1 protein-coding gene is annotated in these 272 nt (G+C 49.6%); it reads right to left on the bottom strand.

The annotated features are described in order from the left end of the window. Nucleotides 1-272: aquaporin (locus SAZ04_RS22085; RefSeq protein WP_332699740.1), on the bottom strand; the 272-nt coding region annotated here is incomplete at both ends.

Here is a 272-nt window from a genome sequence, read left to right as displayed (position 1 = left end):
CTGATTTACTGTCCTGCATGATTAGCTGACTACAGAAGACTGCTGCCAGACCGCCTATAAGCGGACCGAACCAGTATAGCCACTGGTTATCCCAGTACCCCATGGCTAAGGCAGGGCCGAAGCTTCTGGCGGGATTCATGCTTGCACCGGTCAATGGGCCTCCAATGAAAGCATCGAGAAATACAGCGAGACTGATGATGGCGGCATTGCGGGTCGTCAAAATGCTCATGATTAAAAAGAACGTCATGACCCCTTCTATAAAAAATGCGTTA

It is taken from the genome of Halalkalibacter lacteus, from assembly GCF_036663595.1.
In the GTDB taxonomy this organism is placed as follows: Bacteria; Bacillota; Bacilli; order Bacillales; family Bacillaceae_D; genus Halalkalibacter; species Halalkalibacter lacteus.
The sequence above is the reverse complement of the archived record's forward strand: the minus strand, read 5'-3'. Positions and strand labels throughout refer to the sequence as shown.